26 protein-coding genes are annotated in these 22959 nt (G+C 69.8%); 22 read left to right on the top strand and 4 right to left on the bottom strand.

Going from position 1 to position 22959, the window contains the following annotated elements:
* Positions 1-91: 91 nt before the first annotated feature.
* The 12 genes from F9C12_RS21075 (at position 92) to F9C12_RS21020 (ending at position 11088) form a co-directional block, all read left to right on the top strand.
* Entirely contained in the window at positions 92-883 is a 792-nt protein-coding gene (locus tag F9C12_RS21075; RefSeq protein WP_409186808.1) for a redox-sensing transcriptional repressor Rex, read from the top strand.
* A complete protein-coding gene (locus F9C12_RS21070) occupies positions 883-2196 on the top strand; it encodes a glutamyl-tRNA reductase (RefSeq protein ID WP_409461583.1) in 1314 nt (437 codons plus the stop codon). Before F9C12_RS21075 ends, F9C12_RS21070 begins: the two co-directional genes overlap by 1 nt.
* Positions 2197-3144 (top strand): hydroxymethylbilane synthase, encoded by a 948-nt coding sequence (gene hemC / locus F9C12_RS21065; RefSeq protein ID WP_037818841.1) that lies wholly within the window; start codon positions 2197-2199, stop codon positions 3142-3144.
* Positions 3145-3226: 82 nt separating this feature from the next.
* A complete protein-coding gene (locus tag F9C12_RS21060; RefSeq protein ID WP_409183613.1) occupies positions 3227-4759 on the top strand; it encodes a uroporphyrinogen-III synthase in 1533 nt (510 codons plus the stop codon).
* A gap of 252 nt (positions 4760-5011) precedes the next feature.
* Entirely contained in the window at positions 5012-5983 is a 972-nt protein-coding gene (hemB, locus tag F9C12_RS21055; RefSeq protein WP_409183612.1) for a porphobilinogen synthase, read from the top strand.
* A 20-nt stretch (positions 5984-6003) separates the two neighbouring features.
* Complete coding sequence (locus F9C12_RS21050) at positions 6004-6576, top strand: hypothetical protein (protein WP_409461582.1); 573 nt, start codon at positions 6004-6006, stop codon at positions 6574-6576.
* Positions 6576-7046 (top strand): hypothetical protein, encoded by a 471-nt coding sequence (locus F9C12_RS21045; RefSeq protein ID WP_409461581.1) that lies wholly within the window; start codon positions 6576-6578, stop codon positions 7044-7046. Before F9C12_RS21050 ends, F9C12_RS21045 begins: the two co-directional genes overlap by 1 nt.
* Before the next feature lie 49 nt (positions 7047-7095).
* Positions 7096-7434: a hypothetical protein gene (locus F9C12_RS21040; protein ID WP_409183609.1), complete on the top strand. Its 339-nt coding sequence runs from the start codon at positions 7096-7098 to the stop codon at positions 7432-7434.
* Positions 7435-7498: 64 nt separating this feature from the next.
* Positions 7499-8674, top strand: coding sequence for an efflux RND transporter periplasmic adaptor subunit (locus F9C12_RS21035; RefSeq protein WP_409461580.1), 1176 nt, complete (start codon positions 7499-7501; stop codon positions 8672-8674).
* Positions 8671-9369 (top strand): ABC transporter ATP-binding protein, encoded by a 699-nt coding sequence (locus F9C12_RS21030; RefSeq protein WP_409461579.1) that lies wholly within the window; start codon positions 8671-8673, stop codon positions 9367-9369. The genes F9C12_RS21035 and F9C12_RS21030 overlap by 4 nt, the downstream gene beginning before the upstream one ends.
* Positions 9366-10568, top strand: a complete 1203-nt coding sequence (locus F9C12_RS21025; protein ID WP_409461578.1) for an ABC transporter permease — start codon at positions 9366-9368, stop codon at positions 10566-10568. The genes F9C12_RS21030 and F9C12_RS21025 overlap by 4 nt, the downstream gene beginning before the upstream one ends.
* Positions 10569-10575: 7 nt before the next feature.
* A complete protein-coding gene (locus F9C12_RS21020) occupies positions 10576-11088 on the top strand; it encodes a DUF5666 domain-containing protein (protein WP_409461577.1) in 513 nt (170 codons plus the stop codon).
* Here F9C12_RS21020 and F9C12_RS21015 read toward each other — a convergent pair.
* Positions 11085-11597 (bottom strand): TspO/MBR family protein, encoded by a 513-nt coding sequence (locus F9C12_RS21015; protein WP_409183604.1) that lies wholly within the window; start codon positions 11595-11597, stop codon positions 11085-11087. The two genes, F9C12_RS21020 and F9C12_RS21015, sit on opposite strands and share 4 nt — an antisense overlap.
* 103 nt (positions 11598-11700) lie before the next feature.
* Here F9C12_RS21015 and hemL point away from each other — a divergent pair, with 103 nt between their 5' ends.
* From hemL to F9C12_RS20980, 7 genes are all read left to right on the top strand, one after another.
* Positions 11701-13005, top strand: a complete 1305-nt coding sequence (gene hemL, locus F9C12_RS21010; protein ID WP_409461576.1) for a glutamate-1-semialdehyde 2,1-aminomutase — start codon at positions 11701-11703, stop codon at positions 13003-13005.
* A complete protein-coding gene (locus F9C12_RS21005; protein ID WP_409183602.1) occupies positions 13002-13628 on the top strand; it encodes a histidine phosphatase family protein in 627 nt (208 codons plus the stop codon). Before hemL ends, F9C12_RS21005 begins: the two co-directional genes overlap by 4 nt.
* A complete protein-coding gene (locus F9C12_RS21000; protein WP_409461575.1) occupies positions 13625-14206 on the top strand; it encodes a redoxin domain-containing protein in 582 nt (193 codons plus the stop codon). The genes F9C12_RS21005 and F9C12_RS21000 overlap by 4 nt, the downstream gene beginning before the upstream one ends.
* 271 nt (positions 14207-14477) lie before the next feature.
* Complete coding sequence (locus F9C12_RS20995) at positions 14478-15251, top strand: cytochrome c biogenesis CcdA family protein (RefSeq protein ID WP_409183600.1); 774 nt, start codon at positions 14478-14480, stop codon at positions 15249-15251.
* On the top strand, positions 15248-16852 hold the full coding sequence (locus F9C12_RS20990; RefSeq protein WP_409183599.1) for a cytochrome c biogenesis protein ResB: 1605 nt from the start codon (positions 15248-15250) through the stop codon (positions 16850-16852). Before F9C12_RS20995 ends, F9C12_RS20990 begins: the two co-directional genes overlap by 4 nt.
* 3 nt (positions 16853-16855) lie before the next feature.
* Positions 16856-17857 carry a c-type cytochrome biogenesis protein CcsB gene (gene ccsB / locus F9C12_RS20985; protein WP_409183598.1) on the top strand — a complete coding sequence of 334 codons (1002 nt, stop codon included), beginning with the start codon at positions 16856-16858 and terminating at the stop codon, positions 17855-17857.
* An 85-nt stretch (positions 17858-17942) separates the two neighbouring features.
* Positions 17943-19238, top strand: a complete 1296-nt coding sequence (locus tag F9C12_RS20980; protein ID WP_409461574.1) for an AAA family ATPase — start codon at positions 17943-17945, stop codon at positions 19236-19238.
* Positions 19239-19418: 180 nt separating this feature from the next.
* On the opposite strand, the gene F9C12_RS20975 is transcribed toward F9C12_RS20980, so the two are convergent.
* Complete coding sequence (locus tag F9C12_RS20975; RefSeq protein WP_409183596.1) at positions 19419-19598, bottom strand: hypothetical protein; 180 nt, start codon at positions 19596-19598, stop codon at positions 19419-19421.
* A gap of 294 nt (positions 19599-19892) precedes the next feature.
* Complete coding sequence (locus tag F9C12_RS20970) at positions 19893-20105, bottom strand: BldC family transcriptional regulator (protein WP_009072010.1); 213 nt, start codon at positions 20103-20105, stop codon at positions 19893-19895.
* Between the two features lie 362 nt (positions 20106-20467).
* Here F9C12_RS20970 and F9C12_RS20965 point away from each other — a divergent pair, with 362 nt between their 5' ends.
* Genes F9C12_RS20965 through F9C12_RS20955 form a run of 3 tightly spaced genes read left to right on the top strand, consistent with a single transcriptional unit; the run spans position 20468 to position 22316 of the window.
* The gene (locus F9C12_RS20965; protein ID WP_409183595.1) at positions 20468-20941 is read left to right on the top strand and encodes an Lrp/AsnC family transcriptional regulator; all 474 of its coding nucleotides are present in this window, start codon (positions 20468-20470) and stop codon (positions 20939-20941) included.
* Between the two features lie 11 nt (positions 20942-20952).
* Positions 20953-21243, top strand: coding sequence for a DUF4229 domain-containing protein (locus F9C12_RS20960; RefSeq protein WP_409183594.1), 291 nt, complete (start codon positions 20953-20955; stop codon positions 21241-21243).
* Positions 21240-22316 (top strand): PLP-dependent cysteine synthase family protein, encoded by a 1077-nt coding sequence (locus F9C12_RS20955; RefSeq protein WP_409183593.1) that lies wholly within the window; start codon positions 21240-21242, stop codon positions 22314-22316. Before F9C12_RS20960 ends, F9C12_RS20955 begins: the two co-directional genes overlap by 4 nt.
* On the opposite strand, the gene F9C12_RS20950 is transcribed toward F9C12_RS20955, so the two are convergent.
* Entirely contained in the window at positions 22294-22941 is a 648-nt protein-coding gene (locus tag F9C12_RS20950) for a TetR family transcriptional regulator (protein WP_409183592.1), read from the bottom strand. The genes F9C12_RS20955 and F9C12_RS20950 overlap by 23 nt on opposite strands.
* Between the last annotated feature and the right edge of the window lie 18 nt (positions 22942-22959).

The following is a 22959-nucleotide window of genomic DNA, read 5'->3' as shown; positions in this document are numbered from 1 at the left end:
CGCCGCGGAGACCGACGCCACCGGCCGCACCCGCCGTCCGGCCCGGGCAGCGCGCACCGCTCCGGACGCCGACAACGCCCCGACCGCCGAGATGCCCGCCGTCTCCGACCCCGAAGACACCGCGGTCCGGGCGAAGCAGATCCCGGAGGCCGCCGTCGCCCGGCTGGCCGTTTACCTGCGGATCCTCTCCGGATTGGCCGAGCAGGGCGCGACCACCGTCTCCAGCGAGGAACTCTCCGCGGCAGCCGGCGTGAACTCCGCCAAACTGCGCAAAGACCTCTCCTACCTGGGCTCTTACGGCACCCGCGGCGTCGGCTACGAGGTGCAGGTGCTCGTCAGTCAGATCGAGCGGATCCTCGGCCTCACCCGGCAGCACCGGGTCGCCGTGGTCGGGATCGGCAACCTCGGCCACGCGCTCGCCAACTACGGCGGCTTCCCCGGCCGCGGCTTCCCGGTCGAGGCGCTCTTCGACCTCGACCCCGATCTGATCGGCGTTCCCGTAGGGGGACTGCCGGTCTCGCACATGGACGACATTCCTCGCGTCTGCTCCGAACGGGAGATTTCCGTGGGGATCATCGCCACACCTCCTACCGCCGCGCAGTCGGTGTGCGACAGGCTGGTAGCGGGCGGCGTCCAGTGCATCCTCAACTTCGCGCCGGTAGTGCTCCAGGTGCCGGCACACGTCGAGGTCCGCAAGGTCGACCTGGCCGTCGAGCTGCAGATCCTCTCGTTCCACGTGGCTCGGCGCGCCGACAGCGCGGCCGGTGCGGCCGGGGAAAACCAGGGGAATACCGGGTTACCCGGCACCGGCCTGCCCGCCGACAATGGCAGCGGACGAAACGGCGCCGGCACGGACGGCGGTCTCGGAATGGTGGTGCGCTGATGAGCGTGTTGGCGGTCGGGCTCTCCCATCGCAGTGCGGATCTCGGCACGCTCGAGCGTGCGGCGATCCCGGCGGACGAGCTGACCAAGGTCCTGCACGACCTGCAGCAGGCGGAGCACATCAGCGAGGTCATGCTCGTCTCGACGTGCAACCGCATCGAGGTCTACGCCGTGGTCGAGACGTTCCACGGCGGCGTCAACGACGTCTCGGAGGTGCTCTCCCGCAAGGCCGGGATGGAGCCCGCCGAGCTGTACGACAGTCTGTACGTGCACTACGCGGGCGCGGCCGTCGAGCACCTGTTCTCCGTCGCTTCGGGCCTCGACTCGATGGTGGTCGGCGAGACGCAGATCCTCGGCCAGGTCCGCTCCGCGTACGCGACCGCGCGCGACGCCGGCACGGTCGGCCGCACGCTGCACGAGCTGATCCAGACCACGCTGCGCGTCGGCAAGCGCGTGCACTCCGAGACCGGGCTCGACCAGCTCGGCGCGTCCGTCGTGTCCGAGGCGCTCGCCGCCGCGGGGGACATCGCGGGCAAGCACGCGCTGATCGTCGGGGCCGGTTCGATGGGCGCGCTCACCGCTTCGCAGCTGCGCAAGGCCGGGATCGCCGAGATCACGGTGGCCAACCGCACCGAAGCCAACGCCGTCCGGCTGGCCGAGAAGATCGTCGCGGAGGGGATTCCGGCCCGTTCGGTGCCGTTGACCGAACTCGCCGAGGCGGTCGAGCTGGCCGACCTCGTCGTGGCGTGCACCGGGGCGCAGGACGCGGTCTTCCTCGCCGGGCACGTGCCCGCGCGCGCCGGCCGTCCGCTGGTCGTCTGCGACCTCGGGCTGCCGAAGGACGTCGACCCCGCGGTCGCCGAACTCGCCGACGTCACCGTGGTCGACCTGGAGACGATCCAGCGCCGCATGCGCGACGCGGGAGCCCCGACCACCGAACGGCAGACCGCCAAAGCCAACGGCATCGTGCTCGACGAGGTGCGCGAGTACCTCGCCGGACAGCGCAGTGCCGAGGTCACGCCCACGGTCACCGCGCTGCGCAGGCGCGCGGCCGAGGTGGTGGACGCGGAACTGCTCCGCCTGGACAACCGGCTGCCGGAACTCGACAGCCAGGTTCGCGAAGAGGTCGGCCGCACGGTTCGCCGGGTGGTCGACAAGCTGCTGCACGCGCCGACGGTGCGGGTCAAGCAGCTGGCCGCCGAGACGGCCGACACCGACTACGCCAACGCGTTGCGGGAACTGTTCTGCCTCGACCCGCAGGCTCCTGCGGCCGTGGCGAGCCCGTCAGCGCCGGAATCCGAGAAGAAGCGGTAAGTGACCAGAGTCATTCGCATCGGCACGCGGGGCAGCAAGCTCGCCCTCGCGCAGACCGGCATCGTCGCCGACACCATCCGCGCCACCGGGGCGGAGGTGGAGATCGTCACCGTCACCACGCCCGGCGACCTCTCCAGCGCCCCGATCTCGCAGATCGGGGTCGGCGTGTTCACCTCGGCGCTGCGGGAAGCGTTGCTGCGCAATGAGATCGACGTCGCCGTGCACTCCTACAAGGACCTGCCCACCGCGCCCGAGGACGGCCTCGTGCTGGCCGCGGTGCCGCCGCGCGAGGACCCGCGCGACGCGCTGATCGCCCGCGACGGCCTCACCCTCGGCGAGCTTCCGCCGGGCGCGAAGGTCGGCACCGGCGCGGCGCGGCGGATGGCCCAGCTGCGCGCGCTGGGTCTCGGTTTGGAAATCGTGCCGATCCGAGGCAATATCGATACCCGCATGCGCAAGGTGACCGACGGCGAGCTGGATGCCGTGGTGCTCGCGCGTGCCGGACTGGCCAGGGTCGGCCGGGTGGACGAGATCACCGAAACCCTCGACCCGATCCAGATGCTGCCCGCCCCCGCGCAGGGGGCGCTGGCGCTGGAGTGCCGGGCCGCCGACGTGGACATCGAGCACCTGCTCGCGTCCGCGGTGGACGACGAGAGCACGCGGGTCGCGGTGACGGCCGAACGGGCTCTGCTCGCCGCGCTCGAAGCAGGGTGCAGCGCGCCGGTGGGCGCGCTCGCCGAGATCGTCGAGGACCTCGACGACGAGGGCGCGGTGGTGGAACGGATCTCGCTGCGCGGCACCGCTGCCGTCGAAGGCGAGAACGGCGGCGTCGACATGGTGCGGGCTTCCGCGATCGCCGGGATCGGCGAGGCGGAGAAGCTCGGCCGGGAACTGGCCGCCGAACTGCTTGACCTGGGAGCCGGGGCGCTGCTCGGCCCCGCGCTGTGACGCCAGCCGTCACCGACCCGCACGACCTGCCCGACACCAGCGGCCGGAGCGCCGGCCGCCCAAGAGGAGAAGAACACCAACGATGACCCCTGCTCGCAAGACCGCCGGGCGCGTCGCCTTCGTGGGCTCGGGCCCCGGGGACGCCGGGCTGCTCACCGTCCGCGCCCAGGAACTCCTGGCCAAGGCCGAGGTCGTGGTGACCGACCCGGACGTGCCCGCCAGCGTGCTCGCCTTCGCCGCCCCCGGCGCCGAGGTCCGCCCCGCCGTCGGCGAACCGTCCGACGTCGCGAAGGACCTGACCGCCGAGGCCAAGGCCGGCCGGCTCGCGCTGCGGCTGGTCTCCGGCGACCCGCTGACCAGCCCGGCCGTCGTGGCCGAGGTCCAGGCCGTGGCTCGCACCTCGGCCGTGTTCGACGTCATCCCCGGCGTCGCGCCGGGCACCGCGGTCCCGGCGTACGCGGGGGTCGCGCTCGGCGGCACCTACACCGAGGCCGACGTCCGCGGCGAGGTCGACTGGGGCGCGCTCGCCGCGTCCCCCGGCCCGATCGTGCTGCACGCCACCTCGGCGCACCTGGCCGAGGCGGCGAGCCAGCTCACCGAGAAGGGGCTGCCGCCGACCACCCCGGTCGCGGTCACCGCGAACGGCACCATCAACACCCAGCGCACGCTGGACACCACGCTGGCCTCGGTCGCGAACGACGCGGGCGAACTGGTCGGCCCGCTGGTCGTGACGGTCGGGCAGGCCGCCGGGCAGCGGTCGAAGCTGTCCTGGTGGGAGTCGCGGGCGCTGTACGGCTGGAAGGTCCTGGTGCCGCGCACCAAGGAGCAGGCGGGCGAGATGGCCGAGCGGCTGCGCGGCCACGGCGCGACCTCGCACGAGGTGCCGACGATCTCGGTCGAGCCGCCGCGCAGCCCGGCGCAGATGGAGCGGTCGGTCAAGGGTCTGGTCGACGGCCGGTACCAGTGGATCGTCTTCACCTCCACCAACGCGGTGCGCGCGGTGTGGGAGAAGTTCGAGGAGTTCGGCCTGGACGCGCGCGCGTTCTCCGGCGTGAAGATCGCCTGCGTCGGCGAATCGACCGCGGCGAAGGTGCGGTCGTTCGGGATCATCCCGGAGCTGGTGCCGACGGGCGAGCAGTCGTCCGAGGGGCTGCTGGCCGAGTTCCCGCCTTATGACGACGTGCTGGATCCGGTGAACCGGGTTCTGCTGCCGCGGGCGGATATCGCCACCGAGATCCTGTCGGCTGGTCTGGTCGAGCGTGGTTGGGAAGTCGACGACGTCACGGCTTACCGGACTGTGCGAGCCGCTCCGCCGCCCGCCGAGACTCGCGAGATGATCAAGACCGGTGGGTTTGACGCGGTCTGTTTCACCTCGTCGTCGACCGTGCGGAATCTCGTGGGGATTGCTGGGAAGCCGCATACTCGCACGTTGGTGGCTTGTATCGGGCCTAAGACTGCCGAGACCGCGGTGGAGTTCGGGCTGCGGGTGGATGTGCAGCCGGAGAAGGCTGATGTGCCGCATTTGGTGGATGCGTTGGCGGAGCATGCGGCTCGGTTGAGGGCGGAGGGGGCGTTGCCTCCGCCTCGGAAGGCCAAGCGGACTCGGCGTAGTTGAGTCGGCTCGTCGCCTGGCGGCGACATTGCGCCTCGATGGTGAGGCGGGGCACCCCGATTTTTTAGTGTGACTACGGCGCGGGGGTGCTTGTCAAGGCGGGAAAGATGCCTTGACAAGCACCCCCGCGCCGTGTTTTTGGCTGTGTATCGGGGGCGGGGGAGGTGTGGGTGCCTCGCTTCTTTGGGTGCCTCGGCCGCGGGTGAGTGTGAGCACCGCCTGCCGGGCGGATTTGTCGCGGAGTACCTTGGAGTTGTGTTCCCTGAGCAGCGACCCCGCAGGCTTCGTTCCACTCCGGCAATGCGCAGGTTGGTCAGTGAGACCACGTTGCGGCCACGGCAGCTGATCCTGCCGATGTTCGTCGCTGAAGGTCTTGACGCGCCTCGGCCGATCGCCAGCATGCCCGGCGTCGTTCAGCACACTCGCGACACCTTGCGCAAGGCCGCGGTCGAGGCGGTCAACGCGGGAGTCGGCGGGCTGATGCTCTTCGGCATTCCGGAGAAGCGGGACGCCCAGGGGTCCGGCGCGGTCGACGAGAACGGCATTCTCAACGTCGCGCTGCGGGATCTGCGCAGCGAACTCGGCGACTCCACCGTGCTGATGGCCGACACCTGCCTGGACGAGTTCACCGACCACGGGCACTGCGGGGTTCTCGACGCGGACGGGCTGGTCGACAACGACGCCACGCTTCGGTTGTACGCCGACATGGGCGTCGCGCAGGCGGAAGCCGGTGCGCACGTGCTCGGGCCCAGCGGGATGATGGACGGGCAGGTCGGCGTGATCCGCCGGGCGCTGGACGAGGTCGGGCACAGCGAGACCGCGATTCTCGCCTACACCGTCAAGTACGCCAGTGCCTTCTTCGGGCCGTTCCGCGAGGCCGTCGACTCGCAGCTCAAGGGCGATCGCAAGACTTACCAGCAGGACTTCGGCAACGCCCGCGAGGCGCTGCGCGAGATCGAGCTGGACCTCGCCGAGGGCGCGGACATGATCATGGTCAAGCCTGGTCTGTCCTATTTGGACATCGTGAAGGCGGCCGCCGACATTTCGCCGGTTCCCGTCGCGGCGTACAACATCTCCGGCGAGTACGCGATGGTCGAGGCGGCCGCGGCGAACGGCTGGATCGACCGGGAGAGCACCGTGCTCGAGGTGCTCACCTCGTTCCGGCGCGCGGGTGCGGACCTGATCCTGACCTACTGGGCGGCCGAGGCCGCGGCCTGGCTGGACTGAGCCCGGGTAGGGTCTTCCGGGTGGCCGAGAAGGACAAGAACACCCCGAAGCCAGCCGAGGTGACCCCGGACGATCTTTCCGGGCTCACCGACGACGAGCGCCGCAAGCGCGGGCGCGCGCCGGATCCGGTGCTGCCGGGGCAGGCCGCGCCGAAGGCCAAGCCGCCGACGCCGGTGCACGTCGCGTTCGTGCTCGCCATCGTGGCCGCGGTGATCGTGGCGGCCGGTCAGGTGGTCACCGTCTTGCTCAAGCAGCAGCTGGTCGACCGCGCGATCGAGCAGGTTCGGCAGAGCGGTCAGAAGGTCGACGTCGCTCAGGTGCAGGCCAACGCCACCACCCTCGTGTGGGCCATGCTGATCGGCGCGCTGTGCTTCGGCGGGCTGCTCGTGCTGTTCGCCTGGAAGGCCCGCGAGGGCACGCGGTCGGCGCGCAGCATCGCGACGCTGCTGGCGGTGCTCGGCATCGTGTTCGAACTCGGGGTGATCCGCAGCATTTTCGCGCTCGCCTCGTCGCTGGCGCTGGTCGTCATGCTGATCCTGCTGTACCTGCCGAAGGTCGCGGACTACTTCCCGAAGGTCGGCAAGAAGCTGTAATGGCGGCCAGGACCCTGTACTCCGAGGCCGGTGTCGGCTGGTCGGCGCTGGTCTGGGGCCCGTTGTTCGCGCTGCTGGGCGCGCTCGCGGAACTGGCCACCGGCGGGCCGGCGCACGTCGTCGGCTGGGTGCTGATCGGGCTCGCCTTGTTCGGGCTGACGCTGCCGTGGGTGTACGCGCGGCGGCGGTTCCTTTCGCTCGAGGTCACCACCGAGGGGCTGCGGCAGGGGCGGGAAACGCTGGCTGCCGAGCGGATCGCCTCGGTGACCGACGTCGGCGCGCCGGTCGGGGCGCGGGTGCTCGGCGGTGGCTGGTCGGCGCCGCGGAAGTACGACGAGGTGCCGGTCGAGCTGGACGACGGCACGGTGGTGCTCGCCTGGGCCCGCGACGGCGAGGCGCTGAAGACCGCGCTCGCGGAGCTGGCGGCGAAGAACCGACCCGAGGAACAGGCCGATGACTCCCGGAACTGAACCCCCACGAGGGACGCGGAACGGCGGCGAACCTGAAAGGCTGGACCCCGTGATCGACCTACCCCAGCCGACCGGAGCCGGGCTTTGGCCGCCGGAGGAACCCCAGCCGCAGGCGAAACTCAACCAGCCGTGGCGCGCGTTCGTCGCGCTCGGCGAGGTCGTGGTGGCCGGATTGGTGCTGTGGGCGGCGTTCGCGCTGTGGCACGCCGGGGTCGTCCCGGTCGTCACCACGGCGGGCGACGGCACGCCGCTGACGTCGCATCGGTACTTCGGCGGGCACATCGCCGGCGCGCTCGGGCTCGGCACGCTGTCCGCGATCCTGGTGGTGGACGCGGTCCGGCAATTGCTGCTCGCGGTGCGGGCGCGGCACAAAAAGAAGAAGGACTGATTACACAGCTGTCCCACAGGGAACCAACAGCTGACTGCTAAGCAGGCCACGCAGTCTTGCCGCCATGACGCGGCTGCGCAACCGAACCTGGGTGGTCAACGGAGTCCTTGTCGTGCTGCTCGGCGGCGCGGGTTTCGGGATTTACCAGGCCTTTTCGCCGAGCAGTTCGACCGCGCAGGCGCAAACCCGGACGACGCCGGTCCGGCGCGCGAACGTCTCCCAGACCGTGTCGGCGGCGGGCACGATCGCGAGCACGTACACCGGCGTCGCGAACTTCACCGCGTCCGGCAAGGTGACGAGCATCGACGTGAAGGTCGGCGACGTCGTGAGCGCCGGGCAGAAGCTCGCGACGATCGACTCTTCCCAGGCGAGCAAACAACTTCAGGTGGCCAAGGCCAACCTCGCGGTCGCTGAGGACAACCTCGCCACGGCGCAGGCGCAGAGCAGTACTACGGCGCTTCAGGCCAAAGTGGATCAAGCGCAGCTGGACGTCGACAACGCCGAATCGGCGCTCGCCGCGACGACGTTGACCGCGCCGGGGGCGGGGACTGTCACCGCGATTAACGGGACTATCGGGCAGCAAACGGGCAGTAGCTCCGGCAACAGTTCCGCGGCGGCGTCGTCTGGTTCCACTGGGCAACAGTCGGCCAGCAGCAGTAGCAGCACTGGCTTTATCGACATCACCGACCTGGGCAGTCTCGTCGTCAATACCTCGGTGGCGGAAATTGACGTGAGCAAGGTGAAAACTGGGCAGAAAGCCACGGTCACGTTGAACGCGACGCCGGATCAACCGTTGCCGGCGACCGTTTCCAGTATCGATCTGACGCCGACCACGAGCAGCAATGTCGTCAGTTACGGCGCGAAGCTGACGTTGTCGAATCCGCCGTCGGGATTGCGGCCCGGACAGTCGGCGAGCGTCGTGATCACCGTCGCGGAAGCCGATGGCGTGCTGAGCGTTCCGGCCGCCGCGGTGCGGACCAGCGGGACGACGAGCGTGGTCACGGTGGAGCGGAACGGGCAGCCGGTTTCGCGGCAGGTCGAGGTCGGGGTGCGCGGAGAGTCCACTGTGGAGATCAAGTCCGGGCTCGAGGAGGGCGACCAGGTGGTGTTGACGGCCGCGTCGCCGACCACGTCGAGCGGCTCCGGGCAGCAACGCACTGGCGGCACCGGCGGTCTCGGCGGCTTCGGCGGCGGACGCCAAGGCGGCGTCGGCGGTCTCGGCGGCGGGGGCCGGGGATGAAGCCGGTGATCGCGGTCTCCGGACTGCGCAAGACCTACGGCAGCGGAGAAACGGCGGTGCACGCGCTGCGCGGGGTCGATCTGCGGGTGTGGCCGGGCGAGTACGTGGCGATCATGGGCGCGTCCGGGTCCGGAAAATCGACGCTGCTGAACATGCTGGGCTGTCTCGACACGCCGAGCTCGGGCCGGTACCTGCTGGACGGCTTCTCGGTCGCCGACCTCAACGAACGGCAGCTTGCCTTGCTGCGCAACCGAAAGATCGGCTTCATCTTCCAATCCTTCAACCTCGTGCCGCGCACCAGTGCTTTGTCCAATGTGGAATTACCGCTGGTCTACAGTGGACTCAAGCGCGGGGAGCGGCGCCGCCGGGCACTCGCCGCGCTGGAGCTGGTCGGGCTGACCGACCGGGCCAAGCATCTGCCGAACGAACTGTCCGGGGGACAGCAGCAGCGGGTCGCGGTGGCGCGGGCCCTCGTCGGCGGACCGGCGTTGCTGCTCGCCGACGAACCGACCGGAAACCTCGACCACGCAAGCACTGTCGACGTCCTCGGTGTCTTCGACCGGCTCAACGCGCTCGGCCGCACGGTCGTGGTGATCACGCACGAGGACGAGGTCGCGCAGCACGCGCACCGGGTAGTGCGAGTCAGTGACGGGCGGATCGTGTCCGACGAGGCCCGCACCGGGGTGGTCGCGTGAACTTCGTCGAGATCATGCGGTTCGCGGTGCGCGGGCTCGCCTCGAACAAACTGCGTTCGGTGCTCACTACGCTCGGCATCACCATCGGGGTGGCGTCGGTGATCTTGTTGGTAGCAGTGGGAAACGGGGCTTCGGCGGCGATCACCGCGAGCATCCAGGGGCTGGGCACGGACGTGGTCAACGTGTCCCCGGTGCGCGGCGGCGGGCAGGCCAGCCAGGTCCGGCCGCTCACCGTGCAGGACGCGCACGCGCTGGTCGACCCGGTGGGCGCGCCGGACGTCAAGGCGGCGGCTCCGGTGGTGAACACCAGCGCGACCGCGACGTACGGGCAGACTTCCTATGACCTGTCGAGCGTCGTCGGCACCGAACCCAGCTACTTCACCACCACGAACCGCCAGATCGCCGACGGTCAGCTGTTCAGCGCCGAGGACGTGACTCAGGCGCGCAAGGTCGTCGTGCTCGGACCGACGACCGCGCAATCGATCTTCGGCGCGGGCGAACCGGTCGGCAAGAACGTGTTGCTCAACAGCATCCAGTTCACCGTGATCGGCGTCTTGCAAACGAAGGGCAGCACCGGGCTGCAGAACGCCGACGACGTCGCGATCGCCCCGATCAGCGCGGTGCAGAACTCGCTCGCCGGCTACGGCGGGCTGAACCAGATCGCGGTGCAGGCGGCCACCGCCGACTCGATCGGGCTGGCCCAGGCCGAGGTCACCGCGATCCTCGACGCCCGGCACGGCATCCAGGCCACGGCGAATCCGGACTTCCAGATCCAGAACTCCGCGCAGCTGCTGCAGACCCGCACGTCGGCGATCGAGACGTTCACCGTGCTGCTCGGCGCGGTCGCGGCGATCTCCCTGCTGGTCGGCGGGATCGGCGTCACGAACATCATGCTCGTCACGGTCACCGAGCGGATCCGCGAGATCGGCATCCGCAAGGCGATCGGCGCGCCGCGTTCGGCGATCCTCGGCCAGTTTCTCGCCGAGGCGACCATGCTGAGTCTTTTTGGCGGACTGCTCGGCGTGCTGATCGGCGTGGTCGGCAGCCGGTTCAGCATCGCGGGCATCCAGCCGGTGGTGGTGCCGTCGTCGATCGCGCTGGCGTTCGCGGTATCCGCGCTGATCGGGCTTTTCTTCGGCAGTTTCCCGGCGAACCGGGCTTCGCGGCTGCGGCCGATCGACGCCCTCCGGCACGAGTAGGAGCGTCATGTCCGCGTCGACCACCCAGCCCATCCCGACTCCGCCGGAGGAGCCCGCCCGTCCGGAAGACCTGATCGCCGAACCCGCCGTCCAAGGCGATCTCACCGCGGAGCTGAAGCAGGTCGCGCGGCCGTTCGGCAAGCCGACGCTCGTGCTGGCCGGGCTGCTCGTGCTGGCCCTCGCGTTCGCTGGTGGCGCGTGGACGCACGCGGCGTTCGGTCCGTCGAGCACTGCTTCCACCGCCCGTCCTGACCCGGCAGCAGGACAACCGGGCGGACGCACGGCAGGCGGTCGCGGCACGGTCGGCACCGTGGAGAAGGTCGACGGCAGCACGGTCACGCTGAAGACGGCGCAGGGCAGCGAAGTCACAGTGTCCACTTCGGACAAGACGACGGTCGGGGTGACTCAGCCGGGCAAGCTCAGCGACCTCAAACCGGGACAGACGGTGACCGTCCAGGGCCGCACCGGATCCGACGGTTCGGTGACCGCGCAGGCGATCGTGGCGCAGCCGAGCCGTTAGGGAACGTCGTTGAGCGCGATGATCGCGACGTTCAGCGCGGTCGTGTAGAGCAGCCACGCCAGATACGGCACGAGCAGCAGCGCGGCGACGCGGGACCGGCGGTAGAACAGCGCGATCGTCACTATCACGGTGAAATCGAGCAGCACGATGTCGACGCACGCGATTTGCGTGGAGCCGCCGGCGAAGAACAGCGAGATCCACATCAGGTTGAACAGCAGCCCGATGCCGTACGCGGCGAAGCCCTGGTTCTCGCCGTCAGTGCGCCAATAAGTCCAGCCGGCGACGGCGAGCACGAGGTACAGGACCGTCCACACCGGACTGAACAGGGACGAGGGCGGGGCCCAGTCCGGCAGCACGTACCGGTTGTAGGCGTCCGGCGCGGAGGTCGCGGCCAGCGCGCCGACTAGCGCGATGACGCCGACCAGCCCGACGAACACCGCGAGCATCAGCCACGGATTCCGGCGATGTGTGGGCGCCGTCACGTTTCCTCCATGGCTCGCCCCGTCCATGCGCGCTCATCTTAGGAGGGGTGCGGCCGGTGTGCCGGGTGGCAAACGGGTGGCAGCTTGGGCGCCGCCGACACCCGAACGGAGGATTTGCAAGACTGGGACGGTGAGCACTGGCACCGAGCAGTCCAAAGCATGGTTCGCACGCGCCAAGGCGGCCGTTCCGGGCGGGGTGAACTCGCCGGTGCGCGCCTTCAACTCGGTCGGCGGCACGCCGCGGTTCATGGTCCGCGGCGAGGGCCCGTATCTGTGGGACGCCGACGGCAACCGCTACGTCGACCTCGTCTCCTCGTGGGGTCCGATGATCCTCGGGCACGCGCACCCGAAGGTGGTGGCCGCCGCCCGCGCGGCCGCGGAACACGGGCTGTCCTTCGGCACGCCGACGATCGGCGAGGTCGAACTGGCCGAGGAGATCATCGGCCGGGTCGGTCCGGTCGAGCAGGTGCGGCTGGTCAACTCCGGCACCGAAGCCACGATGAGCGCCATCCGGCTGGCTCGCGGTTTCACCGGCCGGGCCAAGATCGTCAAGTTCGCCGGGTGCTACCACGGCCACGTCGACGCGCTGCTCGCCGAAGCCGGTTCCGGTGTCGCGACGCTCGGCCTGCCGACTTCGCCGGGCGTCACCGGCGCGCAGGCCGCGGACACGATTGTCTTGCCGTACAACGACCTTGCCGCGCTGCGGAAGTCTTTCGCGGAGAACGAGGGCCAGATCGCCGCGGTGATCACCGAAGCGGCCGCGGGCAACATGGGCGCGGTGCCGCCGGATCCCGGTTTCAACGCCGCACTGCGTGACCTCGCGCACGAAAACGGCGCGCTGCTGATCATGGACGAGGTGATGACCGGCTTCCGCGTTTCGCGCGCCGGCTGGTTCGGCCTCGAAGGCGTGGCCGGCGACCTCTACACGTTCGGCAAGGTGATGTCCGGCGGGCTGCCCGCCGCGGCGTTCGGCGGCCGCGCGGACATCATGGCGAAGCTCGCGCCCGGCGGTCCCGTCTATCAGGCGGGCACGCTGTCCGGTAACCCGGTGGCGGTCGCTGCGGGTCTCACCGCGCTGCGCGAAGCCGACGACGCTGTGTACGCGAAGCTCGACGCCAACGCGAAGCGGCTCGGCGGGCTTTTCGACAAGGCGCTCAGCGAAGCAGGCGTCACGCACACTGTGCAGTTCGCGGGCAACCTGGTGAGCGTCTTCTTCACCGACAAGCCCGTACGCAACTACGCGGACGCGCAGGCCACCGAGACGTGGCGCTTCCCGGCGTTCTTCCACGCGCTGCTCGAAGCGGGCGTGTACCCGCCGCCGAGCCCGTACGAGGCATGGTTCGTGAACGCCGCGATGGACGACGAAGCGTTCGCGGTCATCGAAGCCGCGTTGCCCGCTGCGGCGCGCGCGGCGGCTGAGGCGGTTCGCCCATGACCACCGTCGTGCACATGCTGCGGCACGGTGAAGTCCACAACCCGGAGCAGATCCTCTACGGGCGGCTGCCGAACTTCCGGCTGTCGGAGCGCGGGCAGCGTCAGGCGCTCACCGTCGCGGAGTCGCTGGCTGGGCACGACCTCGCGTACGTCGTCGCTTCGCCGCTTCAGCGTGCGCAGGAGACTGCGGCACCGATCGCGGGCGCGCACCGTCTCGACATCGCGACTGACGAAGGTCTCATCGAAGCGGCGAACGTCTTCGAGGGCCAGCGCGTGGCCGTGGGCGACGGAGCGTTGCGGCAGCCGAAAGCGTGGCCGCACCTGGTGAATCCGTTCAAGCCGTCGTGGGGCGAGCCGTACGTCGAGATCGCCCACCGCATGCTCGGCGCGGTGCACCGTGCCCGCGTAAAGGCCGAAGGGCGCGAAGCACTGTGCGTGTCGCACCAGCTGCCGATCTGGACGCTTCGCCGCTTCCTCGAAGCGAAGCGGCTGTGGCACGACCCGCGGCAGCGGCAGTGCTCGCTCGCGTCGCTCACCAGCCTGGTGTTCGACGGCGAACAGCTGCTGGAGATCGTCTACAGCGAGCCCGCGGGCACCACCGACCCCAAGGTGACCGGCGCATGAAACGGCGGCTGCTCGGGATGGTGCTGGCCGCCGCGCTCGTCGTGACGGGCTGCTCGACCGGCAAGGACGCGGTCGTCTCGGGCGGCACCTTCACCTTCGTCTCGCCCGGCGGCAAGGTCGACATCACGTACCCGGTGAACGAGCGCCAGAAGGCCCCGGCGCTGGCCGGCGACGACCTGATGCACGAGGGCAAACAGCTCTCGATCGAGGACTTCCCCGGCAAGCCGCTGGTGATCAACCTGTGGGGCCAGTGGTGCGGCCCGTGCCGCGCCGAAGCGCCCGAGCTGGAGACCGCGAGCAAGCAGATCGCCCCGCTCGGCGCCCAGGTGATCGGCCTCGACGTGCGCGACCCGGCCCGCCAGGTGGCCCAGGACTTCGTGCGCGACCGCGGCCTGACCTACCCGTCGATCTGGGACCCGTCCGGCCGCGTGCTGCTGCAGCTGGCCGGATACCCGCGCAACATCATCCCGTCGACGCTGGTGCTCGACAAACAGCACCGGGTAGCGGCGGTCTTCCTGCGGCAGGTGCTGGCTTCCGACCTGGTCCCGGTGGTGCAGCGGCTCAGCGCGGAGAAATAGCCTCGTGAGTGTTTATCGCGGTTAGAACCGCGATAAACACTCACCAGCCCCAAGCCCCGCCCTAGCCGCACGCGCAGGCCCGCGAGGCGAGGCACCCGCGCGCCAGGTCCCCGGCCTGGGCTCGTCGTGAGCGGCTATCCCGGTTAGAACCGGCAACGCCACTCACGAGACACTCACGAGGCAGGACGAAGGTCCCGGCCCCGTTGTGGCGTTGGTCCTGTGAGCGGGCCCCGCCCGCCTCACGTCCAGCTCACTGCCTACTCTCAAGTGCGTGAACTCCGTGTCCGAGCTGGCGCTCTCCGGGCCGCTGCTGCTCGCCGCGGGTGTCGCGCTGGTGGCCGGGGCCATCTCGTTCGCGTCGCCGTGCGTGGTGCCGCTCGTGCCCGGGTACCTCGCCTACCTCGCGGCTCTCGTTGGCGCAGACGCCCCGGCGGTGCGCGACGGCGAGGAGCGCAAGAAGGGCCGCTACGCCGTCCTCGGCGCGGCGGCGCTGTTCGTGCTCGGGTTCACCGTGGTGTTCGTCGCGACCATGGGCACGCTGGTCTGGCTCGCGAACACCTTGCTGGTCAACGAGGATCTGCTGCAGCGCATCGGCGGCATCCTCACCATCCTGATGAGCCTGGTCTTCCTCGGCTGGATCCCCGGGCTGCAGCGCGAGGTCCGCTCGCACCACGTGCCCGGCGGCGGGCTGTGGGGCGCGCCGGTGCTGGGCGCGGTCTTCGGGCTCGGCTGGACGCCGTGCATCGGGCCGACGCTCTCGGCCGTCACCAGTCTCGCCAGCGCCACCGGTGGGGCCGCGGTCCGCGGGTACGTGCTGGTGCTCGTCTACTGCCTCGGCCTCGGCGTCCCGTTCCTGCTGATCGCGCTCGGCGCCCGCTGGGCCGTGCGCGCCACCGACTGGCTCCGCCGCAACGGCCGCCGCGTGCAGATCTTCGGCGGGGCGCTGCTGATGGTGGTCGGCATCCTGCTGGTCACCGGGCTGTGGGGAGACGTCATGGGCTGGCTCCGCAACTCCGTCGCCTCCGATCTCGAGCTGCCGCTGTGACCACTACCGAAGCGCCCCCGAAGAACCCGAAGCCGTACCGGCCGTCCGCGGCCAAGCAGTTCCTCGCGTTCCTGCGCAACACCTGGCGCGGCCTGACCTCGATGCGCACCGCCCTGGTGCTGCTGTTCCTGCTGGCGCTCGCCGCGCTGCCCGGCGCGTTGCTGCCGCAGCGGCGGCTGAACGCGCCGAAGGTCGACGAATACATCAGCGCGCACGGCTGGTGGGGTTCGCTGCTCGACAAGCTGGAGTTCTACGACGTCTACTCCAGCGTCTGGTTCTCCGCGATTTACCTGCTGCTGATGATCTCGCTGGTCGGCTGCCTGACGCCGCGCAGCTTCGAGTACCTCAAGCAGATGCGGGCGAAGCCGGTGCTGACGCCGCGCAATCTCGCCCGCATGCCGCACCACCGGATCGCCCGCACCGCGCGTACGCCGGAGACGATCCGCGAGGACGTGCGCAAGCAGCTGTCCGGCTGGCGGCGCGTCGAGCGCGAGGAGGACGGCGGCGGGTTCAGCGTGTCGGCCGAACGCGGCTACCTGCGCGAGACCGGCAACCTGCTCTTCCACTTCGGCATGCTCGGCCTGATCGTCTTCTTCGCCCTCGGCAAGCTCTACAGCTACGAGGGCCAGGTCATCGTGCAGGCCAACGGCGGCCAGTTCTGCAACTCGGGCATCTACAACTACGACTCTTTCGAGGCCGGCCTGCGCGTCGACGGCACCGACCTCGACCCGTTCTGCGTGAAGGTAAACGACTTCACCGCCCGCTACACCGCCACGAACCAGGCCGACTACTACCACTCGCACATCGAGTACCAGTCCGGCGAGGACCTGCAGACCGGCGCGTGGAAGCCCTACGACCTCGAGGTCAACGAGCCGCTGCGCACCGCGGGCGACCGGGTTTACCTGCTGGGCAACGGTTATTCGCCGCAGTTCACGGTGACCTTCCCGAACGGCGAGAAGCGCACCCAGAACACCCAGTGGATGTACAGCAACCCGGCGACGATGCTGTCCGAGGGCGCGACGAAGTTCGACCAGCCCGGCATCACCGACGAGATCCAGCGGCGCACCAAGCAGCTCGCGATCACCGGGCTTTTCGCGCCGTCGTCGTTCATCCACGGCGGCGTGCTCACCTCGACCGCGCCGCAGCTGAACAACCCGATGGTCGCGGTCGACGTGCTGCGCGGCGACCTCGGTCTCGACGCGGGCCGCGGCCAGTCGGTGTTCTCGGTCGACCAGTCCCGCGTCCAGGACGGCCGGCTCAAGCGGGTCGCCCGCAAGAACCTCGCGGTCGGCCAGGAACTGACGCTCGACGACGGCACGAAGGTGCGGTTCGACGGCGTCAACAAATGGGTCAACCTGCAGATTTCACACGATCCGACGCAGGGCTACGTGCTCGGCTTCGCGATCGTGATGTTCGCCGGACTCGGGGCATCGCTGCTGGTCAAGCGGCGTCGCGTCTGGGTGCGGGTGCGACCGGGCAAGGACGGCGGCGCGAGTACCGTGATCGAGGTCGCGGGGCTCGCGCGCACGGATCAAGCCGGATACGGCGAGGAATTCCAGCGGATCAGCGAACGGCTGGTCACGGGCCGGAAGGGCAGCTGAGGCATGGAAATCAACGAGACTCTCTCGCAGTACAGCGACCTGCTGTACACGACGACAGTGGCGATTTACGTGCTGGCGCTGCTGTTCACGCTCTTCGAGCAGGCGTTCGGGGCCAAGGGCAGGCTCGCCGCCGAGCGCAGCCGCCAGCGCGTGCTGGTCGGCGCGGGCGGACCGGACTCCGACGATGCCGCCGACTCCGCGATCGAGGACGGCGACGCACCGGTCGAGCCGGAAGCCCCGCGCGCGGTCGGCCGCGCCGAGCGGATCGGCCGGATGGGCGCGGCGCTGCTCGTGCTCGGCGCGCTGCTGCAGCTGTCGGCGATCGTGCTGCGCGGACTCGCGGTGCACCGCGCGCCGTGGGGCAACATGTACGAGTACGGCATGGCGGTCACCTTCATCACCGTCGTCGCCTGGCTCGTGGTGATCAAGAAGTTCCCGGTCCGCCACCTCACCGGTTTCCTGCTGCTGCCCGTCGTGATCCTGATGTTCGTCAACGGCACGATGCTGTACACGGTGGCCGCGCCGGTCGTGCCCGCGCTGCAGTCGTACTGGCTCGTGATCCACGTGTCCGCGGCGATCATCGGCTCCGGCGTGTTCCTGGTGCCCGGCGTGGCGAGCGTGCTGTACCTCTTCCGCACCGCGCACGACCGCGACCCGGCGAAGTTCGCCAAGTTCGGCCCGAAGCTGCCCGCCGCCGACGTGCTCGACCGGATCGCCTACCGGGCCACGATCGTGGCGTTCCCGATCTTCACTTTCGGCGTGCTGTGCGGCGCGGTGTGGGCCGAGGCGGCGTGGGGCCGGTTCTGGGGCTGGGACCCGAAGGAGACCGTCGCGTTCATCGCGTGGGTCATCTACGCGGCATACCTGCACTCCCGGGCCACCGCGGGCTGGCGCGGCACCCGCGCGGCGGTGATCAACATCGTCGGGTTCGCCGCGACGATCTTCAACCTGTTCTTCGTCAACCTGGTGACCGTCGGACTGCATTCCTACGCCGGAGTGAGCTGAGCCGGGGGTCCGCCACCCGGACCGGGCCCCGGGCGACTACCGTCGTCGTCAGGGGCCCTTCGACGTACCCGGGAGGTTGGCAACGGTGACCGGACCCAGTGAAGAGACTGCCGGCGAACAGCAGTCCGAGCAGGCCCAGGAACCGGCTGCCATGTTCTCCGAGGAACGCACCGATTCGACGCCGCACCCCGGCACCGGGCCGTACGACGCGCAGCCGACGCAGGTCGTCGATCCGCCGCCGCAGGGCGCGTACCAGCCGCTGCCGCAGCCGGGCGGCTACCAGCCGCACTACGACCAGAACCTGCCGCCGCTGCAGCCTCCCGTGCAGCAGCCACAGCACGCCGTGCCGCCGGGGTACCAGCAGCCCGCCGCTCCGGCAGGCACGCCGGTTCCCGCCCCGGGCGCGGTGCCGATGCCGGGCGCTCCCGCCGCCGCGCAGGGGCTGCCGCAGCCCGCGTCCAGCGCGGACGAACTGGCCACCGCGCACCTGGTGAAGCAGCAGAAGCGCACGCCGCAGTCCGGCTGGCGCAAGGCGGTGTACCTGGGCAGCGGCAAGCTGATCAACCCGGGCGAAAGCCCCGCGGACACGCGCCGGCGCGAGCTGATCGCGCGGGTCAACCAGCCGCTGCGCGGGTGCTACAAGATCGCGATGCTGAGCCTCAAGGGCGGCGTCGGCAAGACCACGACCACGACCACGCTCGGCGCGACGTTCGCGTCCCTGCGCGGCGACCGGGTCGTGGCGGTGGACGCGAACCCGGACCGCGGGACGCTGTCGCAGAAGATCGCCATCGAGACCACCGCGACCGTCCGGCACCTGCTGCGGGACGCGGACAAGATCACGCGCTACAGCGACGTCCGGTCGTACACGTCGCAGGGCTCGAGCCGCTTGGAAATCCTGGCCAGCGAACAGGACCCGGCGGTGTCGGAGGCGTTCTCCGAGACCGATTACCGGCGCACGGTGAACCTGCTCGAGCACTTTTACAACATCGTGCTCACCGACTGCGGCACCGGTTTGATGCACTCGGCGATGAAGGGCGTCCTCGACGTCGCCGATGCGCTGGTGGTGGTGTCCTCAGGTTCGGTCGACGGCGCCCGCAGCGCCTCGGCGACCCTGGACTGGCTGGAGGCGCACGGCTACGGCGACCTGGTGAAACGCTCGGTCGTGGTGATCAACTCGGTGCGCCCGAAGGGCAGTTCCGTGGACCTGGACAAGCTGGCCGCGCACTTCGGCGCGAAGGTGCGCTCGGTGTGCCGGATCCCGTTCGACGCGCACCTGGAAGAAGGCGCGGAGATCGAACTGGAGCGCCTGGGCGGGGACACCCGGCTGGCGCTGCTGGAACTGGCCGCGACGGTCGCGGACGGCTTCAGCGGACGGGTTTGATCGCGGGGCTAACCACCCCCGCAGGGTTTGATCGCCCGCTCAGGCTCCGCACCCAAGACCCGAGATCGCGCTGGTTTCTGGACTGAGCGATTCGACCGGCCCCCAGGCCGGGCGAATCGGGAGGGAAGAAACCAGCTCCCCGGCGATCTCGGCGCCCCGGCGAAGCCGGGGCAATCAAATTCAGTCGGTCTCGTCTCGGCGGTTGCGCTGCTGCTCGGAGAGCTTGCGCAGGAATTCGGGATCGTCGTCGGGAGCGACGGCCGGGCGGCGCTGCGGCACGCTGATCCGCTGCGCGCCGAGTGCCCGCCACAACAGAACGGCGATGGTGATCGCGCCCACCGCTGCGAGCAAAGGAATCATGCCCCGGGGTCCTTCCGTTGTGCTGGCCCTCCACATTAGCCGCAATCCAGGTTCAGGGAAGTTCTCCGCGGCCATGCCGCGAGATCGCGCCGGTTTCTGGACTGAGCGATTCGACCGGCCCCCAGGCCGGGCGGATCGGGAGGGAAGAAACCGGCTCCCCGGCGATCTCGCCGCGACGACGGAGTCGGCGCGATCAAACACAGAAGGGTCGTGACTGGCAAGCGATGCGGAGGCACCCCTTGCCAGTCACGACCCTTCGGCGTACTGCGAGACCCGCGGGTCAGATCTAGCGGGTCAGATCTTGCGGGTCGGCTCGCTGGCGTCCGTGGTGAGTTCGGCCAGCAGGTCGTTCACCTCGGACTCGCGGAACCTGCGGTGTCCGCCCGGCGTCCGGATCGAGCCGATGCGGCCCGCGGTGGCCCAGCGGGTCACGGTCTTCGGGTCGACCCGGAACAGAGCGGCCACCTCACCCGGGGTGAGCAACCGTCCGCCCATGGTTGCGGTCATTTTCCGCCTCCTTAACGCCCAACTTGCTATACCGGGGGCATCGGGCGATTTCGCCCGTCGCGCCCGGGTGGCCAACGCGGCAATCGTGGCACTTCACCCGTCGGGTACTCGAACGGTTGTCCTTGGGTAAAGAGCCCTTAAAGTGCAAAAGGGACATAACTCAGCAGATTCTCAGGATTGCTCCGGGCCCGTTCGCGCCCCGCTGACCAGGCATTTTCCGACCAACCGCGGCGCGATCCGGGTAAAGACCACGCAAAGGCCGGGTCTTGGCGGCTTCCGGCGCTGAGGTTGCTGTGACGCAGGAGACAATCCGGGGCCTACCGGGATGCGCCTCCCGCGCGGGCGCGCCGCATAATGAGCCGGTGGATCAGCTGGACCGGAAGATCATCGCCGAGCTGCGGGCCAACGGCCGGGCTACCTACGCCGACCTCGGCCGGACGGTGGGGCTCTCCGCGTCGTCGGTGCACGAACGCGTCGGGAAGCTCGAGGCGGCGGGCGTGATCACCGGGTACCACGCGATGGTCGACCCGAACACGGTCGGCCTCGGCGTCACCGCGCTGGTCGGCATCCATCCCACCGACACCGCCACGGACGAGGACGTCGCCGCCGCGCTCGGCGAACTGCCCGAGGTGGAGAGCTGTTACGCGGTCGCGGGCGACGAGGCCTTCGTCGTCAAGGTGCGCGTTTCCACGGTGGACGAGCTGGAACTCACCCTCGGCAGGCTCCGCCGCATCCCGGGCGTCGGCCGCACCAATACGACAGTGGTGCTCTCCACCCGGTTCGAGGGCCGCCCCAACAACGCGGGCCTGGACGAAGACCCGGCGAGCGGGGCGTAGCCTGTTTCGGTGTGAGCGAGACACCGGACAATCTGCCCCGTGACCTGACGGTGTACTTGATCGCGCGGTTCGCGCTCGTCGCGGTGGTCGCGGTCGTGCTTTCGCTGGTCGGCGTGCCGCTGCTGGTCGCGTTGCTGATCGGGCTCGTCGTCGGCCTTCCGCTCGGCCTGCTGCTCCTGCGCGGCCTGAACCAGCGCGTGACGGCCGGGCTGGCCAAGCGCAACGAATCCCGCGCGCGTGCTCGGGCCCAGCTGCGGTCGCAGCTGCGCGGCGAGACCCCGGCCGACGACTCCGCGGCATGAGCAAACCGCACAGCCGCGCCTGGGTCCGCGAAGCCGTCCGGATCATCGAGGCCGACGCCAACCGCAGCGCCGACACTCACCTGCACGTTTTCCCGCTGCCTCCGGAATGGGGCATCGACCTTTACCTGAAGGACGAGTCGGTGCATCCGACCGGCTCGCTCAAGCACCGGCTGGCGCGCTCGCTGATCCTGTACGGCCTGGTCAACGGCCAGATCGGGCCGGACACCGTGCTGGTCGAGGCGTCCAGCGGCTCGACCGCGGTGTCCGAGGCGTACTTCGCGCGGATGCTCGGCTTGCGGTTCGTGACCGTCGTGCCGCGGCGGACGAGCAAGGAAAAGATCGCGCTCATCGAGTTCTACGGCGGCGAATGCCACTACGTCGACGCGGCGCCGGCGATGTACCCGGAGGCCGAGCGGCTGGCCGCCGAGTGCAACGGGCATTACCTCGACCAGTTCACCTATGCCGAGCGCGCGACGGACTGGCGCGGCAACAACAACATCGCCGAATCGGTGTTCGCGCAGATGCGCGCCGAACGCCATCCGGTGCCGTCGTGGATCGTCGTCGGAGCGGGTACCGGCGGGACGAGCGCGACGTTCGGCCGCTACGTCCGGTACAAGCGGCACACCACGAAGATTTGCGTGGTGGACCCGGAAAACTCGTCGTTCTACGGGGCTTGGGAAACCGGTGCGCTGGACTACGCGACCGGGATGCCGTCGCGGATCGAGGGCATCGGGCGGCCGCGCTGCGAACCGTCGTTCGTGCCCGGCGTGATCGACGAGATGTTCCAGGTGCCCGACGCCGGTTCCCTGGCCGCGATCCGGTTGCTGCGCGAGCGCACCGGGCACTGGGCGGGCGGTTCGACTGGGACCAACCTGTACGGCGCGTTCAAGCTGATCTCGCGGATGCTTGCGGAAGGTCAGGCGGGTTCGGTGGTGACGCTGCTGTGCGACGGCGGCGAGCGGTACGCGAACACGTACTACTCCGACGAATGGCTCGCCGAGCAGGGGATCGACCTCGCGCCGTACCGGGCTCGGTTCGACGAGTTCCTGCTCACTGGCCGGTTCGACGCCTAGCCTCCTGGTAGCCCAGCGTCAGCACGACTATCAAGCGGCGCAACCGGTCCTCGAAGTCGAGGCGGGAGCCGGCAAGGCGCGGGTCCTTGATGGCTTCCCGGACGGCTTCGTTCGGGTGCGCCAGCGGCCACATTCCCGCGGTGAACATGAAGATCGCGGACGACAGTTCCTGCGCGGTCTCCGCGGAAAGGCCGGGCAGCGCGGCGTGCAGCAGGTCGGCGGTGCGGGCGTTGTGCTTCGCCGACCGCAGCTTGTAATCCCGCGCGATCTCCGTCGAGACGTTGCGCTCCAGCACGTTCGCCAGCACGCTGATCAGTTCGCACAGCATCGGTCGCGTCGCGAGTGAACGGGCGAGGGTCGCGGCGACCTCCGACAGATCGCCGTCGAGGGTGAGCGAGTCGAGCCACGCGCCGCGGGCACGGTCGAGCACCTCCAGGTAGACCGCCTCGCGGGTAGGGAAGTAGCGCGCGACGTTCGACGCCGACAGGCCTACTCGGCGGGCCAGCTCGCGCATGCTGACCTCGCTGACAGACGACTCCGTCATCAGCTCTTCGGCCGCGTCGAGGATCGCCTCGCGGCGGGCTTCCACCTGCTCGGGACTGCGGGCGCGCTGGAAGTCGGACACGTCCCGGAGTGTAACAGA

Source organism: Amycolatopsis sp. GA6-003 (assembly GCF_046267895.1).
GTDB lineage: Bacteria > Actinomycetota > Actinomycetes > Mycobacteriales > Pseudonocardiaceae > Amycolatopsis.
Note: the sequence above shows the minus strand (reverse complement) of the source record. Positions and strands in the feature narration are given on the sequence as shown.

What these genes read in the sequence shown, in the direction of transcription:
- F9C12_RS21070 (WP_409461583.1), top strand. Translation starts at nt 883, where the DNA reads ATGAGCGTGTTGGCGGTCGGGCTCTCCCATCGCAGTGCGGATCTCGGC.
- F9C12_RS21020 (WP_409461577.1), top strand. Translation starts at nt 10,576, where the DNA reads ATGTCCGCGTCGACCACCCAGCCCATCCCGACTCCGCCGGAGGAGCCC.
- F9C12_RS21060 (WP_409183613.1), top strand. Translation starts at nt 3,227, where the DNA reads ATGACCCCTGCTCGCAAGACCGCCGGGCGCGTCGCCTTCGTGGGCTCG.
- F9C12_RS21005 (WP_409183602.1), top strand. Translation starts at nt 13,002, where the DNA reads ATGACCACCGTCGTGCACATGCTGCGGCACGGTGAAGTCCACAACCCG.
- F9C12_RS21030 (WP_409461579.1), top strand. Translation starts at nt 8,671, where the DNA reads ATGAAGCCGGTGATCGCGGTCTCCGGACTGCGCAAGACCTACGGCAGC.
- F9C12_RS20975 (WP_409183596.1), bottom strand. Translation starts at nt 19,598, where the DNA reads ATGATTCCTTTGCTCGCAGCGGTGGGCGCGATCACCATCGCCGTTCTG.
- F9C12_RS21075 (WP_409186808.1), top strand. Translation starts at nt 92, where the DNA reads ATGCCCGCCGTCTCCGACCCCGAAGACACCGCGGTCCGGGCGAAGCAG.
- F9C12_RS21015 (WP_409183604.1), bottom strand. Translation starts at nt 11,597, where the DNA reads ATGGACGGGGCGAGCCATGGAGGAAACGTGACGGCGCCCACACATCGC.
- F9C12_RS20970 (WP_009072010.1), bottom strand. Translation starts at nt 20,105, where the DNA reads ATGACCGCAACCATGGGCGGACGGTTGCTCACCCCGGGTGAGGTGGCC.
- F9C12_RS21000 (WP_409461575.1), top strand. Translation starts at nt 13,625, where the DNA reads ATGAAACGGCGGCTGCTCGGGATGGTGCTGGCCGCCGCGCTCGTCGTG.
- F9C12_RS21035 (WP_409461580.1), top strand. Translation starts at nt 7,499, where the DNA reads ATGACGCGGCTGCGCAACCGAACCTGGGTGGTCAACGGAGTCCTTGTC.
- F9C12_RS21045 (WP_409461581.1), top strand. Translation starts at nt 6,576, where the DNA reads ATGGCGGCCAGGACCCTGTACTCCGAGGCCGGTGTCGGCTGGTCGGCG.
- ccsB (WP_409183598.1), top strand. Translation starts at nt 16,856, where the DNA reads ATGGAAATCAACGAGACTCTCTCGCAGTACAGCGACCTGCTGTACACG.
- F9C12_RS20955 (WP_409183593.1), top strand. Translation starts at nt 21,240, where the DNA reads ATGAGCAAACCGCACAGCCGCGCCTGGGTCCGCGAAGCCGTCCGGATC.